The organism is Chelativorans sp. ZYF759 (assembly GCF_012911015.1).
In the GTDB taxonomy this organism is placed as follows: Bacteria; Pseudomonadota; Alphaproteobacteria; order Rhizobiales; family Rhizobiaceae; genus ZYF759.
The window spans coordinates 166,468-182,148 of the sequence record NZ_WVVV01000009.1 but is presented as its reverse complement, the minus strand read 5'-3'; the positions used below and the strand labels follow the sequence as shown (position 1 = coordinate 182,148).

The 15,681-nt window shown below is 65.7% G+C and carries 15 protein-coding genes and 1 riboswitch; of the genes, 4 read left to right on the top strand and 11 right to left on the bottom strand.

The window, feature by feature from the left end; genetic code table 11:
* Positions 1-2: 2 nt before the first annotated feature.
* Complete coding sequence (locus GRZ55_RS15850; RefSeq protein ID WP_169287912.1) at positions 3-1,910, bottom strand: propionyl-CoA synthetase; 1,908 nt, start codon at positions 1,908-1,910, stop codon at positions 3-5.
* On the opposite strand from GRZ55_RS15850, the gene GRZ55_RS15845 reads away from it, so the two are divergent.
* Together GRZ55_RS15845 and GRZ55_RS15840 are read left to right on the top strand one after the other, a co-directional pair.
* Entirely contained in the window at positions 1,893-2,879 is a 987-nt protein-coding gene (locus GRZ55_RS15845; RefSeq protein ID WP_169287911.1) for an SDR family oxidoreductase, read from the top strand. The genes GRZ55_RS15850 and GRZ55_RS15845 overlap by 18 nt on opposite strands.
* A gap of 59 nt (positions 2,880-2,938) precedes the next feature.
* Positions 2,939-3,094, top strand: coding sequence for a hypothetical protein (locus tag GRZ55_RS15840; protein WP_169287910.1), 156 nt, complete (start codon positions 2,939-2,941; stop codon positions 3,092-3,094).
* On the opposite strand, the gene GRZ55_RS15835 is transcribed toward GRZ55_RS15840, so the two are convergent.
* The 6 genes from GRZ55_RS15835 to tkt all read right to left on the bottom strand — a co-directional run bounded on the left by GRZ55_RS15835 (position 3,063) and on the right by tkt (position 11,428).
* Positions 3,063-3,812: an SGNH/GDSL hydrolase family protein gene (locus GRZ55_RS15835; RefSeq protein ID WP_169287909.1), complete on the bottom strand. Its 750-nt coding sequence runs from the start codon at positions 3,810-3,812 to the stop codon at positions 3,063-3,065. The two genes, GRZ55_RS15840 and GRZ55_RS15835, sit on opposite strands and share 32 nt — an antisense overlap.
* Positions 3,813-3,875: 63 nt before the next feature.
* The gene (locus GRZ55_RS15830) at positions 3,876-4,775 is read right to left on the bottom strand and encodes a fructose bisphosphate aldolase (RefSeq protein WP_169287908.1); all 900 of its coding nucleotides are present in this window, start codon (positions 4,773-4,775) and stop codon (positions 3,876-3,878) included.
* A gap of 103 nt (positions 4,776-4,878) precedes the next feature.
* Entirely contained in the window at positions 4,879-6,072 is a 1,194-nt protein-coding gene (pgk, locus tag GRZ55_RS15825) for a phosphoglycerate kinase (RefSeq protein WP_169287907.1), read from the bottom strand.
* Positions 6,073-6,150: 78 nt separating this feature from the next.
* On the bottom strand, positions 6,151-8,031 hold the full coding sequence (locus GRZ55_RS15820) for a potassium/proton antiporter (RefSeq protein WP_210257366.1): 1,881 nt from the start codon (positions 8,029-8,031) through the stop codon (positions 6,151-6,153).
* Positions 8,032-8,257: 226 nt separating this feature from the next.
* Entirely contained in the window at positions 8,258-9,265 is a 1,008-nt protein-coding gene (gene gap / locus GRZ55_RS15815; protein WP_169287906.1) for a type I glyceraldehyde-3-phosphate dehydrogenase, read from the bottom strand.
* A 177-nt stretch (positions 9,266-9,442) separates the two neighbouring features.
* On the bottom strand, positions 9,443-11,428 hold the full coding sequence (tkt, locus tag GRZ55_RS15810; RefSeq protein ID WP_169287905.1) for a transketolase: 1,986 nt from the start codon (positions 11,426-11,428) through the stop codon (positions 9,443-9,445).
* Between the two features lie 276 nt (positions 11,429-11,704).
* Here tkt and GRZ55_RS15805 point away from each other — a divergent pair, with 276 nt between their 5' ends.
* The gene (locus tag GRZ55_RS15805; RefSeq protein WP_169287904.1) at positions 11,705-11,977 is read left to right on the top strand and encodes a DUF4164 domain-containing protein; all 273 of its coding nucleotides are present in this window, start codon (positions 11,705-11,707) and stop codon (positions 11,975-11,977) included.
* A gap of 7 nt (positions 11,978-11,984) precedes the next feature.
* Positions 11,985-12,374, top strand: coding sequence for a cell division protein ZapA (locus GRZ55_RS15800; RefSeq protein WP_169287903.1), 390 nt, complete (start codon positions 11,985-11,987; stop codon positions 12,372-12,374).
* A gap of 9 nt (positions 12,375-12,383) precedes the next feature.
* Here the strand turns inward: GRZ55_RS15800 and GRZ55_RS15795 are convergent, their stop codons facing one another.
* The 4 genes from GRZ55_RS15795 to GRZ55_RS15780 all read right to left on the bottom strand — a co-directional run bounded on the left by GRZ55_RS15795 (position 12,384) and on the right by GRZ55_RS15780 (position 15,436).
* Complete coding sequence (locus GRZ55_RS15795) at positions 12,384-12,683, bottom strand: CcdB family protein (protein WP_169287902.1); 300 nt, start codon at positions 12,681-12,683, stop codon at positions 12,384-12,386.
* Positions 12,683-12,922 carry a type II toxin-antitoxin system CcdA family antitoxin gene (locus tag GRZ55_RS15790; protein ID WP_169287901.1) on the bottom strand — a complete coding sequence of 80 codons (240 nt, stop codon included), beginning with the start codon at positions 12,920-12,922 and terminating at the stop codon, positions 12,683-12,685. The genes GRZ55_RS15795 and GRZ55_RS15790 overlap by 1 nt, the downstream gene beginning before the upstream one ends.
* Before the next feature lie 61 nt (positions 12,923-12,983).
* Positions 12,984-14,795 carry an ABC-F family ATP-binding cassette domain-containing protein gene (locus tag GRZ55_RS15785; RefSeq protein ID WP_169287900.1) on the bottom strand — a complete coding sequence of 604 codons (1,812 nt, stop codon included), beginning with the start codon at positions 14,793-14,795 and terminating at the stop codon, positions 12,984-12,986.
* Positions 14,795-15,436, bottom strand: a complete 642-nt coding sequence (locus GRZ55_RS15780) for a thiamine diphosphokinase (protein ID WP_169287899.1) — start codon at positions 15,434-15,436, stop codon at positions 14,795-14,797. The genes GRZ55_RS15785 and GRZ55_RS15780 overlap by 1 nt, the downstream gene beginning before the upstream one ends.
* Before the next feature lie 98 nt (positions 15,437-15,534).
* A riboswitch (TPP riboswitch) is annotated at positions 15,535-15,661 on the top strand.
* Positions 15,662-15,681: the final 20 nt, after the last annotated feature.

The window sequence follows — 15,681 nt, the reverse complement described above, 5'->3', positions numbered from 1 at the left end:
ACCTATCCGCCGATGCCCTTGTCCTTCAGGGCCGTGCCGATCTCCTCAAGGATGGCGGGATCGTCGATGGTGGCGGGCATGGCCCATTCCGTGCCATCGGCGATCTTCTGCATGGTGGCACGCAGGATCTTGCCGGAACGCGTCTTGGGCAGGCGCTTGACGGCGACCGCCAGCTTGAAGGCGGCGACCGGGCCGATCTTCTCGCGGACCAACGCCACCACCTCCTTCTCGATCTCGGCGATGTCGCGGGTCACGCCCGCGTTCAGCACCACGAAGCCGCAGGGCACCTGTCCCTTGAGATCGTCGGCCATGCCGATGACGGCGCATTCGGCGACGTCGGGGTGTTCGGCGATCACCTCCTCCATCGCGCCGGTGGAGAGCCGGTGGCCGGCGACGTTGATGATGTCGTCGGTGCGCGCCATGATGAAGAGGTAGCCGTCTTCGTCGATATAGCCGGCATCGGCCGTCTTGTAGCAGCCGGGGAACTCCGAGAGATAGGCGGAGCGGAAGCGCTCGTCGGCGTTCCAAAGCGTCGGCAGGCAGCCCGGCGGCAGCGGCAGGCGGATGACGACATTGCCGAGCGTGCCGGGCGCCACCTCGTGGCCGGCATCGTCCAGAATCGCCATGTCGTAGCCGGGCATCGGCACGCCCGGCGAGCCGTGTTTGACCGGCAGCATGCCGAGCCCGACCGGGTTGTTGGAGATCGGCGAGCCGGTCTCGGTCTGCCACCAATGGTCGATGACCGGCACCTTCAGCCTGTCCTCCGCCCAGCGGATCGTCTCGGGATCGGCGCGTTCGCCGGCCAGGAACAGCGTGCGGAACCGCGACAGATCATAATTGCCGACGAATTCGCCCTTCGGATCCTGCCCCTTGATGGCGCGGAAGGCGGTCGGCGCGGTGAAGAGAGCGGCTACCTCGTGCTCGGCGATGACCCGCCAGAACGTGCCGGCATCGGGCGTGCCGACCGGCTTGCCCTCGAACAGGATCGTGGTGCAGCCATGCAGGAGGGGCGCGTAGACGATGTAGGAATGTCCGACCACCCAGCCGACATCGGAGGCCGCCCAGAACACTTCGCCCGGGTCGATGCCGAACTGGTTCTTCATCGACCATTTGAGCGCCACCATGTGGCCGCCCGTGTCGCGCACTACGCCCTTGGGCTGGCCGGTGGTGCCGGAGGTGTAGAGAATGTAGAGCGGGTCGGTGGCGGCGACCGGCTCGCAGGCAACCTTGCGGTGGGCCGATTTCGCCGCGGCGACGGCCTGCGCGTAATCGATGTCGCGGCCTTCCACGAGGTCGCAGCGCTGCTGCTCGCGCTGCACGACGATGCAGCTTGCGACCTTGTGCCGGGCCATCGCGATGGCACCGTCCAAGAGCGGCTTGTAGGACACCACGCGGCCCGGTTCGATGCCGCAGGAGGCGGAGATGATCAAATCGGGCGTGGCATCGTCGATGCGGGTCGCCAGTTCCTTGGCCGCGAAACCGCCGAACACGACCGAGTGGATGGCCCCGAGCCTCGCGCAGGCCAGCATGGCGAAGACGGCCTCGGGCACCATGGGCATGTAGATGATGACGCGGTCGCCCTTGCCTATGCCCTGGTCGGCAATCACGGCGGCAAGCGCCTCCACTTCGGCCAGCAGCTCGGCATAGGTGAAGGAACGCTTTGTGCCGGTGATCGGGCTGTCGTGGACGAGGGCCAGCTGGTCGGCACGGCCGCCCGCGACGTGCCGGTCGATCGCGTTGTGGCACATGTTGCAGGTGGCGCCGACAAACCAGCGGCCATAGACGCCCTGGTCGGGGTCGAAGACCCTGTCGAAGGGGGTGAACCAGTCGATCCCGGCCGCGGCCTCGGCCCAGAATGCGTCCCCGTCCTGCTGCCAGCCGGCATAGACCTCATGATAGCGCGAATTCATGGTGATCCTCCTCCCACTTCCCGACAATTCAATAGCCATCGCGGGCCGCCTGTCCACCGGACGAAAGTCGGAACACCCGGGCCCTGCCGGACGTTTGAGGGCCGAAAAAGGAGCCATCCCATGACCGACATTCCCGCCCAGCATCAGGACCGCCAGCCCGGACGCACCGACGAGATGCGCCCGCAGCCCGAAGACTCGATGAAGAACTACCGCGCCGGCGGCAAGCTGAAGGGCAAGCGTGTCCTCATCACCGGCGGCGACAGCGGCATCGGCCGGGCGGTGGCCATCGGCATGGCGAAGGAAGGCGCGGATGTCGCCATCCTCTATCTGGAGGAAGACCGCGATGCGGATGCGACCAAGGAGATGGTCGAGCGCGAGGATGTGAAGTTCCTGGCGCTCAAGGGCGACATCGGCGATGAGGCCTGGTGCCAGGAGGCGGTGGAAAAGGTGACGAAGGAATTCGGCGGGCTCGACATCCTGGTCAACAATGCCGCCGAGCAGCACCCGAAATCGAGCCTCGACGAGATCTCGGCCGAACAGCTCGAGAAGACCTTCCGCACCAACGTGTTTTCCATGTTCCACCTGACCAAGGCGGCGCTGAAGCACATGAAGAAAGGCGCGGCGATCGTGAACTCGACCTCCGTCACCGCCTATCGCGGCTCGGGCGGGCTGATCGACTATGCCTCGACCAAGGGTGCCATCGTCGCCTTCACACGCTCGCTGTCGGCAAATCTGGCCGAGCGTGGCATCAGGGTCAACGCGGTGGCGCCCGGGCCGATCTGGACGCCGCTCATCCCCTCCACCTTTCCCGAGGACAAGGTCGAGGATTTCGGTTCCGACCAGCCGCTCGGCCGCGCCGGCCAGCCGGACGAGGTGGCGCCCTCCTACATTTTCCTTGCAAGCGAGGACGCCTCCTATATGACCGGACAGGTCCTGCATCCCAATGGCGGCGAAATCGTCAACGGCTGAGGTCTCGTCCGAGCTGGGCGGGTGCGGGAAAAGCGAAACCCGAACCGGGACAAAATCCATTGGCGAAGGTGATCGCGCTCCTCCTCCTGGGCGCCATGATCGTTCATCTCATCCGGCCGCTCGGGCTGCCGGGGCTGAGAAAGCGCGGCGATTTCTGGAAGATCGCGCTCGTGGCGCTCTTCATCATGATGCTGACGGTGCTGATCCGCCCGTAACCGACGCCTCGTCCAGGACGAACGGCAGGAGATGCCTTGCCCAGGCATCGTAGCCGGCTTCCGAGGCGTGGAAGCCGTCGCGCGAAAATCCGGCCTGCGGGTCTTCGACCGGCAGGCGCGTGGCGGTGATGGCGCCGCGCTCCGCGCAGAGCCGTTCGCCGACGCGGTTGACGATGCCTGCCCTGATTTCCAGCACCCGGGCAAGCAAGGCGGGCAGCGCGGGCACCCGGGTCATCTCGATCACCGGGGACCAGAGCACCAGCGCCTCCGGCCACTTGGCGCGAACGGCATAGAGAAGGCCGCCGAATTCCGCCTTGAAGCGGCGGGCGGTGTGGAAGTTCTTCATGTCGTTGGTGCCGACGGCCAAGACGACATGGGTCCAGTCCTCGGGCGCCAGATTGGGCACCACGAAATCGCGCAGCTGTCCCGCTGTGGCCGAGTTGAAGCCGGCCGCACGCCATTGGACAGGCCTGCCGGTGCGTTCCGACACCAGCCCGGCCAGCCGCGCGGCAAGACCGTCCTCGGTGCGCCCCACGCCCACCGAGGCAGCCGACGAATCGCCGATGACCAGGAGGTTGAAGGGTTCGCCCTCGCCGGGAATATGGTGCAGGACGCGGCCCTCTGCCGGCAGCATGCGTTCGGTCTTGAGCCGCACGCCGACGCCCTGCCAGACATAGACGGGAAAGGCGAGCCAGGAGATCAGGGACTGGACGAGCATGCGGCCGGGTTTACAGCCGCAGCTCGAAAAAATGAAGGGCCGAACGCCGCATCGACGGAGCCGTCAGCGCGCGCGCGACGCCTCGAAGATGGAATCGATCGCCTCGGCAAGGGCTGCGTCGAACTCCGCGTCGCTCTGTTTTGCCGAAAGGCCTTCGGTCAACGCGCGCGAGAAGCTGGCGATCATGCCTTCATTCTGCATGAGCTTGGCGTTTGCTTCGTCACGAGAATAGCCGCCGGACAGTGCCACGACACGCATGACGCGCGGATCCTCGATCAGCGGCCTGTAGAGATTCGCCTTCTCCGGCAGCGTCAGCTTGAGCATGATCTGCTTGCCCGACGGCACCTTGTCGAGATGCTTGCGGATTTCGGCGAGCAGGATGTCCTCGGCCTCCGCCTTGTCGGAAATCGAGATCGTGACCTCGGGTTCGATGATCGGCACCAGGCCGTGACCCAGGATCTGGTTGCCCACTTCGAACTGCTGCGCGACGACGGCCGCGATGCCCTTCGCATTGGCGGCGTCGATCACCGAGCGCATCTTGGTGCCGAAGACGCCCTTGGCAACGGCGCGTTTCAGGAGCGCATCGAGATCGGGCATCGGCTTCATCAGCTTGACGCCGTCGGTCTCGTCGGCCAGGCCCTTGTCGACCTTGAGGAAGGGCACGACGCCGCGCTTCTCCCAGAGATATTCGGCGGTCGGCGTGCCGTCGATGTCGCGGTCCATGGTCTGCTCGAACAGGATCGCGCCCATCACCTTGTCGCCGGTGAAGGCGGGCGACTTGATGATGCGGGCCCGCATCTGGTGGATGAGGTCGAACATCTCCGCCTCGTTGGACCAGGCGCCTTCCTCGACGCCGTAAAGCTTCAGCGCCTTGGGCGTCGAGCCGCCCGACTGATCCAGCGCGGCGATGAAGCCGTCCTTGTTTGCAGCCTGCGCGGCCATGGCATCGCGGTGTTCGCTCATCATCTACCTCCGGAAAAACATTGACCCGCGCATAGCAGAAGGCGCGCGAAAACGGAACTTCGGCCGCGCCAGTCGAATCGATTAATGTCGCAAAATCCGAAGTTTAGCGCTCCAGCGCCTTAACGCCGGGCAGTTCCTTGCCTTCCATCCATTCCAGGAAGGCGCCGCCGGCCGTGGAGACATAGGTGAAATCCGCCGCCACGCCGGCATGGTTGAGAGCCGCCACCGTGTCGCCGCCGCCGGCGATCGACGTCAGCCGCCCGTCCCGCGTGCAGTGCGCGGCATGTTTGGCAGCCGCCACCGTTGCCTTGTCGAAGGGGGCGATCTCGAAGGCGCCGAGCGGTCCGTTCCAGACGAGCGTCTTGGCGCGGTCGATCCACTGGCCGACGGCCTCGATGGATTTCGGCCCGAGATCGAGGATCATCCTGTCGGCGGGCACCGCGTCGATGGCGACGACCTCGTTGGCGGCACCCGCCTTGAACTCGGCCGCGACCACCGCGTCCACCGGCAGCACGATGGCGCAGCCCGCCGTCGCCGCCTCGATCATGATCTGCTTGGCGGTATCGGCAAGATCGTGCTCGCACAGCGACTTGCCGACATCGGTCCCGCGCGCGGCGAGGAACGTGTTGGCCATGCCGCCGCCGATGACCAGCGCATCGACCCGCCTCACCAGATTCATCAGCAGGTCGATCTTGGTCGAGACCTTGGCCCCGCCGACGATCGCGACGACGGGGCGCGTGGGGTTGCCCAACCCCTTGTCGAGGGCGTCGAGTTCGGCCTGCATCGCGCGCCCGACATAAGCCGGCAGAACATGCGCGATGCCCTCGGTCGAGGCGTGGGCGCGGTGGGCGGCGGAAAAGGCGTCGTTGACATAGAAATCGCCATTGGCGGCCAGCGCCCTGGCGAAATCGGGATCGTTGGCCTCCTCCCCCGCATGGAAGCGGGTGTTTTCCAGAAGGAGAACGTCGCCCTCCTTCATCTTCGCGATCGCGCTTTCGGCCGCCTCGCCCACGCAATCTCCCGCAAAGCGGACGTGACGGTCGAGCGCGGTTTCCGCGGCCCATGCGATCGGACGCAGCGAGAATTCCTCTACCGGCTGTCCCTTGGGCCGGCCGAAATGCGACAGCAGGATGACTTTCGCGCCCTTGTCGCAAAGTTCGGCGATCGTCGTTCCGGCCCGCTCGATACGGGTCGCGTCGGTGACCTTGCCGTCCTTGACGGGCACGTTGAGGTCGACCCGCACGAGCACCTTCCTGCCCTTGGCGTCGATGTCGTCGAGTGTCCGGAACGTGGTCATTTGCGATCTCTCCCGCTTGCGATGAGCGGACAATAGTCAGCCGCGACCAAACCGCAAGACTGTGTGCTCTGGGAACAATCAGTTCCGGCTGTCCGGACCGCCATTGGCGTCCGGATCGGCGGTATCCGCCGCGGGCTCCGGCGTCCGCGGGTCGGCCGAACGCGACCGGCGCTCCCTTAGCAGGTCGCGCACCCACACGATGACGCTGCGCGGGCTGAGGAACATCGGAATCTGCGGCTGCGAGGCGTCGGGTTCGAGCGACACGCCCACGGAGACGATCTTTCCGTCATCGACGTCACGCACGATCAGTTCGACCGGTCCGACGGCCACCCGATCGGCATATTCCGCGCGACCGCCCAGCCGCGCCGTCATCAGGTCGGCGATGGTCATGACCTCGTCCTCGCCTTCCTTCAGCGCCGGCCCATAGGCGGCTTCGAGATCGCGCGCGGGCCGCGACGGGTCGATGGTGAAGGAACCGAAGAACTGGGTGTCGTCGCCATCGACCGTGGCAGGGCTGGCGAACAGCCGGTCCAGAAGGTGCGGATAGCGCGAGGAGATGAAGAGATAGACATAGTCGCCCGCGCGCAGGCGTCCGGCATACTGGTAGCGCATGGACTGGCCGTCACGCACCACCAGGGACGGCCGCGCCCATCGCGGCAGGCGCTCGCCCTTGGCGACGGGGCTGTTCGGCACGACACGGTAGACCAGGAGTTCGTGGTGGGCGGTGCCCGGCAATTCGAGCTCCACCTTCTCGACCGGCCCGATCCGTGCCGGCACGACCAGCCCCAACCGCTTGGCGAGCGGGTTGATGGTCCAGCCCTGCACGAGCAGCGAGACGAGCACGATGATGAAGGCCGCGTTGAAGAAGGTCGAGGCATCTTCCAGGCCACCGACCAGCGGCAGGATGGCCAGCAGGATCGACACCGCGCCGCGCAGGCCGACCCACGAGATGAAGGCGGTCTCGGCCCGCTGATAGCCGAAGGGCAGCAGGCAGAACCAGACCGCCATCGGGCGGGCAATGAAGGTGAGGAAGAGCGCCAGCACCACCGCCGGCACGACGATGGAGGGGAACTGGGATGGCGTCGCGAGCAGCCCGAGGATCAGGAACATTGTGATCTGCGCCAGCCACGTCATGCCTTCCTGGAAGGGACGAAAGGCGGGAGCCGCGCGCATCTGTCGGTTGCCGGCATAGAGTCCCGCGACATAGGCCGCCAGGAATCCGCTGCCGCCGATGGCGCCGGTGACCGCGAAGACGAGCAGGGCAAGCGCCATCACGAAGATCGGCGTCAGGCCGCGTTCCAGGCGGATACGGTTGACGAGACCGACGATCATCATGCCGCCCAGGACGCCGGCAACGATGCCGATGCCCATCTGCAGGACAAACATCACGGCCACCGTGCCGCCCACCTGATCCACACTCGCGCCCGTGGCGATGAGCTCGACCAGGACGATGGTCAGGAAGATCGCCATCGGGTCGTTCGAGCCCGACTCGATCTCCAGCGCGGCACGAACCTTTTCGCGGATGCGGATGCCGCCCGTGCGCAGCAGGAAGAACACCGCGGCCGCATCGGTCGAACCCACGATGGCACCGAGCAGGAAGGCCTCGAGCCAGGAAAAACCGAGCAGATAGCGTGCCGCGACACCGAAGATCGCAGCGGTGAGCACGACGCCGAGCGTTGCCAGGGTGACCGCCGGAAAGGCCGCCTGCCGGAACGCCTGGATCGAGGTGCCGAAACCGGAATCGAACAGGATGACCGCCAGCGCCAGGCTGCCGACGAAATAGGCGACATTGGCATTGTCGAAATTGATGCCGAGGCCGTCGACACCGGCAATGAGGCCGATGCCCAGGAAGACGAGCAGAAGGGGAGCACCCACGCGGAAGGCGAGCAGGCTCGAGAAGGCAGCGACCAGCACGAGCACCGTGCCGACCAGCGTCACCAGATAGACCCCCTCGATCATCCTTTCCGTACCCTTCTCCGCATGCCTCCCAGATTGAAATGGCCATCGGGCAGCGATCCCCTGCCCCTCGGGAAAGGGGCCCGGCGCCGCATTCATTCCTGCAATGAGAAAAGCGTACCCGACCAGACGGGCACGACGGCCTTGCCAGCCTAATCTAGGTAAAGAAAACGCCCGGTTAAAGCCGGGCGTTCGAGGGATTTTTCAATCGGTGCCGGCCAGATGCCGTTCAGATGGTCTTCGCCAGGGCCACGGCGGTGTCGGCCATGCGGTTGGAGAAGCCCCACTCATTGTCGTACCAGGTCAGGATGCGGCAGAAATTGCCCTCCATCACCTTCGTCTGGTCCATGTGGAAGACCGAGGAATGAGGATCGTGGTTGAAATCCGACGAGACGAGCTTCTCATCCGTGTAGCCGAGAATGCCCTTGAGCCTGCCGTCGGCGGCTGAACGGATCGCCTCGTTGATCTCCTCGATCGAGGTCGCGCGCTTCGCCTCGAAGGTCAGGTCGACGACGGAGACGTTCGGGGTCGGCACGCGGATGGCGACGCCATCGAGCTTGCCCTTGAGCTCGGGAAGCACGAGACCGACGGCCTTTGCCGCACCTGTCGAGGTCGGGATCATGGAAAGCGCTGCCGCGCGGGCGCGGTAGAGATCCTTGTGCATGGTGTCGAGCGTCGGCTGGTCGCCCGTATAGGCGTGGATGGTGGTCATGAAGCCCCTCTCGATGCCGATGGCATCGTTGAGGACCTTGGCGACCGGCGCCAGACAGTTGGTGGTGCAGGACGCGTTCGAGATCACGATGTGATCGGAGTTGAGCTGATCGTGATTGACGCCGTAGACGACGGTCATGTCGGCACCATCGGCGGGCGCGGACACGATGACGCGCTTGGCCCCGGCCTTCAGATGGGCGGAGGCCTTTTCCTTCGAGGTGAAGATGCCGGTGCATTCGAGCACGATGTCGATGCCTTCCGCCCCCCAGGGCAGGTTGGCGGGATCGCGCTCGGCATGGACCTTGATCGGGCCGCGGCCGACATCGATCGTGTCGCCGTCGACCTTGACCGTGCCGGGGAAGCGCCCATGGACCGAATCGTAACGGACCAGATGGGCGTTGGTCTCGACCGGCCCAAGATCGTTGATCGACACGACTTCGATGTCGGTGCGTCCGGACTCCACGATGGCGCGGAGGATGTTTCGTCCGATGCGGCCGAAACCGTTGATGGCGACTTTGACGGTCATGAATTTCCCCTGACTGCTTGCTCGGGCGCGGGACGGCGCGGTGATCGGTGACGGTGCCGAAGGCCCGCCAGGTCAGGCGGGCCAGACATCTTGCGAAGCCTAAATAACTGGGGCCGGTCCCAGAATCCAGCTTTGGCGGGCTGCTGGACCTCAGTTACGGAGCGGCTGGCCCCAGTGTCAGGCCAGCCGGGCGGTCGCTGCTTCTACCACGGCTTCGGCCGTGATGCCGAAATGCTTGTAGAGCTGGTCGGCCGGCGCACTGGCCCCGAATCCGCTCATCCCGATGAAGATGCCCTCGGAGCCGATGATGCGGTCCCAGCCCTGGCGGATGCCGGCTTCGACGGCGATTCGAACCGAAGCCTCGCCGATGATGGCCTTGCGGTATTCCTCTTCCTGCTCCGCGAAGAGCTCGAAACAGGGGACCGATACAACGCGCGCGGGCACGCCGCGCTTCTCCAGTTCCTGACAGGCCTCGACGGCGATTTCGACTTCCGAACCGCTGGCGAAGATCGAGACCTTTGCGTCGTCGCTGGCGCGAACAAGTTCATAGGCGCCATGCGCACAAAGATTGTCGGCCTCGTGCTCGGTGCGCAGCGTCGGCAGGTTCTGGCGGGTGAGAGCCAGGGTCGACGGCGTACGGGTGGATTCCAGCGCAACCTGCCAGCATTCGGCGGTCTCGACCGCATCGGCCGGCCGCATGACGTAGTGGTTGGGGATCGCCCGCAGCGCGGCCAGATGCTCGACCGGCTGGTGGGTCGGCCCGTCCTCGCCCAGCCCGATCGAATCGTGCGTCATGACGAAGATCGAGCGGATGCCCATCAGCGAGGCCAGACGCATGGCGGGGCGTGCATAGTCGGAGAAGACCAGGAAGGTGCCGCCATAGGGGATGATGCCGCCATGCAGCGCCATGCCGTTCATGGCGGCCGCCATGCCGTGCTCGCGAATGCCGTAATAGACGTAGCGGCCGGCATAGTCGCCGGGCGCGATCGGCTTGGTCTGGCTGGTCTTGGTGTTGTTGGAGCCCGTCAGGTCCGCCGAGCCGCCGATGGTCTCCGGCAGCACGTCGTTGATGATCTCCAGCGCCATCTCGGAGGATTTGCGCGTCGCGACCTTGGGCGCGTCGGCGGCGAGTTTCGCCTTGTACGCATCGATCGCCGTATCCAGCGTCTCGGGCAGTTCGCCGCGCATGCGCCGCTCGAATTCGCCCCGCTTGCCCGAATCGGCAGCCGAGAGCCGGGCCTCCCATTCCTTGCGTTCGCGCGCCGAGCGCAGTCCGGCCAGGCGCCAGTCGTCGAGGACATCGGAGGGGACTTCGAAGGGCTCCGAGGTCCAGCCGAGCGCCTTGCGGGTGCCGGCGATCTCGTCCTCGCCCAGCGGCGAGCCATGCGCCTTGGAGGTGCCGGCCTTGGTCGGCGCACCAAAACCGATCGTCGTCTTGAAGGCGATCAGCGTGGGGCGGTCGGAGGCGCGAGCCTTCTCGATCGCGGTGGCAATGGCATCCGGATCATGGCCGTCGGCGCGCAGCGTGTTCCAGCCCGAGGCCGCGAAGCGGGCGCACTGATCGGTGGAATCGGACAGCGACACCGGACCGTCGATGGAGATGTCGTTGTCGTCCCACATCACGATCAGCTTGTTCAGCTTCAGGTGGCCGGCGAGCGTGATCGCTTCCTGGCTGATGCCTTCCATGAGGCAGCCGTCGCCGGCCAGCACATAGGTGTAGTGATCCACCAGATCGTCGCCGAAGCGCGAATTGAGGATACGCTCGGCGAGCGCCATGCCCACCGCATTGGCCAGTCCCTGGCCGAGCGGGCCGGTGGTGGTCTCGATGCCGGCGGCATGGCCGTATTCGGGGTGGCCGGCGGTCTTCGAACCGAGCTGGCGGAAATTCTTGATCTCGTCGAGCGTCAGATCCTCGTAGCCCGACAGATACAGCAGCGAGTAGAGCAGCATGGAGCCGTGGCCCGCCGACAGGACGAAGCGATCGCGGTCGGCCCAGTCGGGCTTCTTCGGATCATGCGTCATGAAGCGGGTGAAGAGCACCGTGGCGATGTCGGCCGCGCCCATGGGCAGGCCGGGATGGCCGGAATTGGCCTTCTCGACCGCATCCATGGACAGAAAACGGATCGCATTCGCCATCCGGTCGTGTTTTTCGCGTGTGGTCATGGGATCTCGCTGGCTGGAGACTGCGCCGGGCGCGTGAAGGGTCTGCCGTGGCTGCCGGAAATGCGGGGGACACATACCAGTTGCGGCTACCAAGTCAACAAAGGCGGGGCCTGTCCAGGCCCACTATCCAGCGACGTTTTTTCGCGCCGCAGGAGTTTGCCGGGGGAAAGCGTCGCGGCTTTGTTGACGCAGGCTTAAGGCGGCGCCTAATGTTTCGTCAGTAAAGCCTTCCGAACCATGGCCGATTCGGCATTGCGCGGGCTGGAACCCGAAAACATGACCGGCGAAGTCACTCTCAGGGAAGCAATTACCCGTCTCGGAAAGGCCATGGATGCCTTGGAGGACGCGGTTGGCGCCCACATGGAACGCGATCAGGATTACGTCGAGGCGGAAGCCGAGGTGCAGCGCATGAATGCCGACCGCGCCCGGCTCGCCCAGGAGCTCGACAATTCCGAAGCCCGCACCGAAAGGCTGCAAGAGGTCAACCGCGAGGTCTCCCGGCGGCTGGTGACCGCCATGGAGACCATCCGCGCGGTGTTGGACAGGTAGGACAGGCATGCCCCAGGTTACGGTCACGATCGACGGCAAGGCCTATCGGATGGCCTGCGACGAAGGCCAGGAAGAGCACCTGATGGAGCTCGCCAGCCGTTTCGACGTCTATGTGACGCATCTGCGCGGCTCCTTCGGCGAGATCGGCGATCAACGGCTGACCGTCATGGCCGGGGTCATGGTGCTGGACGAGCTGGTCGAGCTTCAGAAGCGGATGAAGGGCATGGAGAGCGAGATCGCCACGCTTCGCAAGACGCGCGACGACGCCCTGATGAAGGCCGACAAGAACGACGCCGCCCTGACGGGGGCGCTGTCCTCGCTGGCCGAGCGCATGGAAAATCTGGCTGGCAAGATCAATGCCGGGCCGGCTGCGGAAAGAGACGCTCCCGCGAACTGAGCGGTCGATTCAGAAGCCCTGGAACAGCATGTCGAGCGCGGCGGTGATGCGGTCTCGTTCCCGGGCGAGCGTGCCTTGAGGCCTCGCCAGCAGCTCTTTTGGCACGGTCGCGATCAGATGTGTCGCCAGCACATACTCCTCTGACCCAATCGTGAAGACGGGATGAAGGCGCGGAATATCGGGCGGCGTTGCACCGTTTGGCAGGAGCGGGATCACTACCCGGGTCTGGAAGCCCTCCAGCAGTTCTGACTGGACGTCGAGCAGATAGCCTTCATCCGCAGGAGCCGGGAAGTACTGAAAGCGCGACATCAGAACTGGCGGTATTTGGCCAGCGGCAAGCCGTGCTCCTCGACATAGACGTTCCATGCCTCGATCGCCGGCTTGTTCTCTTCCTTCCAGCGGCGCTCACGCTCCGCCTTGATCGCCGCCTTGATGCCGATTTCGGCCGCATGGGAGACGTTCAGCGACAGGGATTCTGCCTCGGAAAAGAGGTCGGCATCGATCTCAAGTTCAGCAGGCTTGCGGCTGGATCCGGCGTCATCGTGCATGGCAAATCCTCAAGCAGACGATGACCAAATCTACTCCATCGCGCCGGCGCGCACAACGCGCCTAGCCCTCGATCTCCTCGCGCAGCATCTCGAGTTCGAGCCATTCCTCTTCCTTGGCCGAAAGGCTGGCGCGCTTCTCGTCGAGCTGACCCGCGATGCGCGCAAAGCCTTGCGGGTCCTTGGCGTAAAGATCCGGATCGGCGAGTCTGGCTTCCAGCTTGCCGATTTCGGCAGCGAGATTCTCCATCTCCTTCGGCAGGTTCTCCAACGCGTATTTCTGCTTGTAGGAAAGCTTGCCGGAAGCCTGGCGCGGGCGCGGCTCCGCGCTTTTGGCTTCCTTGCGCTCAGGTTTCTGGGCGCCGTTCGGCCTGCCCGTCGCGGCGGGCTTGCCGCCGCGCTGGGCCAGCATGTCGGTGTAGCCCCCCGCATAGACGATCCAGCGCCCCTGGCCTTCCGAGGCGATGGTCGCCGTCACCGTGCGGTCGAGGAAATCGCGGTCGTGGCTGATGAGGACAACCGTGCCGTCGAAGCCGGCGACGAGTTCCTGCAGGAGATCAAGCGTCTCCATGTCGAGATCGTTGGTCGGCTCGTCGAGCACCAGCAGGTTGGCCGGCCGCGACAGCAGCCGCGCCAGGATCAGCCGCGCCCGCTCGCCGCCCGACAGGTTGCGGATCGGGGTGCGCGCCTGCTCGGGCTGGAACAGGAAATCCTTCATCACCGAGACGACATGCTTCTGCTCGCCGCCAACGAGAAGGCTGTCGCCGCGCCCGTCGGTCAGGTAATGGGCGAGCGTCTCGTCCTCGTTCAGGACACGCTTCTGGTCGATGCTCGCCATTTCGAGGTTGGCGCCGAGCCGCACGGAGCCCGTGTCGGGCTGCAACTGGCCGATCAGCATGTTGATCAGGGTCGTCTTCCCCGCGCCGTTGGGCCCGACGATGCCGATGCGGTCGCCGCGATGCACGCGGATCGAGAAATCGCCGACCACGGTGCGGTCGCCGTAGCTCTTGGTGATGTTCTCGGCCTCGATGACCAGCTTGCCCGATTCGGCCGTCTCGGCCTGGGCCATGCGCGCCGAGCCCTGCGGCCCCTGGTGGCCCCGGAAACTGGCCCGTAGCGCGTGCAGTTCGCCCAGACGGCGGACATTGCGCTTGCGCCTGGCCGTCACGCCATAGCGCAGCCAGTCTTCCTCGCGCGCGATCTTGCGACCGAGCTTGTGGTGCTCGCGCTCCTCCTCCTCGAAGACGGTATCGCGCCATTCCTCGAAATGGGCGAAGCCCTTGTCGTGCCTGCGCGTCGTGCCGCGGTCGAGCCAGACGGTGGCGCGGCTCACCCGTTCGAGGAAGCGGCGGTCATGGCTGATCACGACGAGGGCGGAGGTCGACCGCGCGAGCTCGCCTTCCAGCCATTCGATGGTCGGCAGGTCGAGATGGTTGGTCGGCTCGTCGAGAAGCAGGATGTCGGGCGCAGGTGCCAGCACGCGGGCGAGCGCGGCACGCCTTGCCTCGCCCCCCGACAGGCTTTCGGGAAGCTCGTCACCGGAAAGGCCCAGATGCTCCATCACATAGGTCGCGCGGTAGGGATCGTCGGCGGGGCCGAGACCTGCCTCGACATAGGCACGCACCGTGGCCGCGCCCTGCCAGTCCGGCGCCTGGGGCAGGTAACGCACCGTCGCCGAAGGTTGACGGAAGACCTCGCCCTCCTGCGCCTCGACCATGCCGGCGGCGATCTTGAGCAGGGTCGACTTGCCCGACCCGTTGCGGCCCACCAGCGCGATCCGCTCGCCCGGCAGGACCATCAGCGAGGCGCCCGCCAGAAGCGGCGTGCCACCGAAGGTCAGGTGAATGCCGTCGAGATTGAGGAGTGGTGGGGCCATCAGCGCGCCTCCGGGCCGGTATGGGCGATCAGCATGGCACGTCCCGCGCCAAGCCTTGCCGACAGCCTGTCGGCAACGGCATTGGAAAGCGTGAGCGAGGAGCCGAAGGCGACCTCGTGCCGGTCGAGCGGCCACTTCGCCCCGATCAGCGTCAGGCTGGAGAGCGGCGTGAAGCCCACCACGCTGAACAGCGTACCGGGAGGGTAGTCGAAGGCGCTGTCGCCCGGCAGGAGCGGCACGCCCTCCTGGTCGCCGCTGGACAGGAGGATGTCGAGCCCGCGTTCGGCGAGATTGAGCGCCATGGCCATGTGAAGAAAGGCGTGGTCGGGCCGGGGACCGCCGAAGGCACCGGCCAGCAGCAGCGACGTCGCGCCGCGCTTAATGGCAGCCTCCACGGCGATCTCGCCATCGGTGACATCCTTTTCGGCGGGGAAGACCTCGCGGGCGATGTCGGGGAAGCCGGCTGCCATGTCCGGCCCCACGGAATCGAAATCGCCCGTCCACAATTCCGGCACGAGACCGAGCGGGCCGGCATGGCGCATGCCGGAATCGGCGGCGATGGAACGCCGCCCTTCGAGCTGGCGCGAAAGCCGTGGCGTAGGCACGACGTCTCCGCCGAGAAGGATTGCAAAACGTGTCATGGGAGGAGGCCTCTATCACGCTCCCTCGCCCCATAGGAAGCCGCCAGGGCAAGACGGCTGCCGGTTGCGCGCGCGCGCCATCCGCCTTATGTCGGTTGTTGCAACTAACGGGGTGCCGGGCGCTGATCGCGCGCCGGCTGAGAGACCGAATGGAGCATATGCTCCGGTCAACCCGCCGAACCTGATCCGGCTAACACCGGCGGAGGGATTAGATGCTACCGGCAACGGCGCCTCGATTCCCCTGA

What these genes read in the sequence shown, in the direction of transcription:
- GRZ55_RS15845 (WP_169287911.1), top strand. Translation starts at nt 1,893, where the DNA reads ATGATAGCGCGAATTCATGGTGATCCTCCTCCCACTTCCCGACAATTC.
- GRZ55_RS15850 (WP_169287912.1), bottom strand. Translation starts at nt 1,910, where the DNA reads ATGAATTCGCGCTATCATGAGGTCTATGCCGGCTGGCAGCAGGACGGG.
- GRZ55_RS15835 (WP_169287909.1), bottom strand. Translation starts at nt 3,812, where the DNA reads ATGCTCGTCCAGTCCCTGATCTCCTGGCTCGCCTTTCCCGTCTATGTC.
- GRZ55_RS15830 (WP_169287908.1), bottom strand. Translation starts at nt 4,775, where the DNA reads ATGAGCGAACACCGCGATGCCATGGCCGCGCAGGCTGCAAACAAGGAC.
- pgk (WP_169287907.1), bottom strand. Translation starts at nt 6,072, where the DNA reads ATGACCACGTTCCGGACACTCGACGACATCGACGCCAAGGGCAGGAAG.
- GRZ55_RS15820 (WP_210257366.1), bottom strand. Translation starts at nt 8,031, where the DNA reads ATGATCGAGGGGGTCTATCTGGTGACGCTGGTCGGCACGGTGCTCGTG.
- gap (WP_169287906.1), bottom strand. Translation starts at nt 9,265, where the DNA reads ATGACCGTCAAAGTCGCCATCAACGGTTTCGGCCGCATCGGACGAAAC.
- tkt (WP_169287905.1), bottom strand. Translation starts at nt 11,428, where the DNA reads ATGACCACACGCGAAAAACACGACCGGATGGCGAATGCGATCCGTTTT.
- GRZ55_RS15805 (WP_169287904.1), top strand. Translation starts at nt 11,705, where the DNA reads ATGACCGGCGAAGTCACTCTCAGGGAAGCAATTACCCGTCTCGGAAAG.
- GRZ55_RS15800 (WP_169287903.1), top strand. Translation starts at nt 11,985, where the DNA reads ATGCCCCAGGTTACGGTCACGATCGACGGCAAGGCCTATCGGATGGCC.
- GRZ55_RS15795 (WP_169287902.1), bottom strand. Translation starts at nt 12,683, where the DNA reads ATGTCGCGCTTTCAGTACTTCCCGGCTCCTGCGGATGAAGGCTATCTG.
- GRZ55_RS15790 (WP_169287901.1), bottom strand. Translation starts at nt 12,922, where the DNA reads ATGCACGATGACGCCGGATCCAGCCGCAAGCCTGCTGAACTTGAGATC.
- GRZ55_RS15785 (WP_169287900.1), bottom strand. Translation starts at nt 14,795, where the DNA reads ATGGCCCCACCACTCCTCAATCTCGACGGCATTCACCTGACCTTCGGT.
- GRZ55_RS15780 (WP_169287899.1), bottom strand. Translation starts at nt 15,436, where the DNA reads ATGACACGTTTTGCAATCCTTCTCGGCGGAGACGTCGTGCCTACGCCA.